The following is a 415-nucleotide window of genomic DNA, read 5'->3' as shown; positions in this document are numbered from 1 at the left end:
CTGTCAGGGTATGGTCTTCTTGATTTCCCATAGAAGCTCAACCATGGCTTGTGCAGATACCATTTTCCGCTTGGAAGACGGACAATTAGTAAAGGAAAGATAAATGAAGAAATTACAAGTAAAAGATCTGATGGTAACAGGGGCTTTTGCTGCCCTCTACTTTGTTTGTGTTGGTCTAGGAACCTTGTTGAGCTTGGTTTTTGATCGTTCGGGTAATATGATGTATGCACCTGCTGGAGCAGCCCTTTTGGCAGGACCTGTTTATATGTTATTGGTAGCCAAGGTTGGTAAATTTGGTTCAATTAGTCTGGTTGGAGCGGTAATGGCCTGTTTCTTTTTCCTATCAGGCTATATGACAGCGGCCTTTCTCCCAAGCTTGACCTTTGGTTTTTTGGCAGAAATGGTAGCGAAGTCA

General features: G+C 43.1%; 1 protein-coding gene. It reads left to right on the top strand.

The window, feature by feature from the left end; translation table 11 throughout:
- Positions 1-103 precede the first annotated feature (103 nt).
- On the top strand, positions 104-415 hold a 312-nt coding region (locus tag C1E99_RS02135; protein ID WP_161951131.1), incomplete at its 3' end, for an MptD family putative ECF transporter S component.

Source organism: Streptococcus suis (genome assembly GCF_002964045.1).
GTDB classification, from domain to species: domain Bacteria; phylum Bacillota; class Bacilli; order Lactobacillales; family Streptococcaceae; genus Streptococcus; species Streptococcus suis_U.
This window is presented reverse-complemented; position numbering and strand designations above follow the sequence as displayed.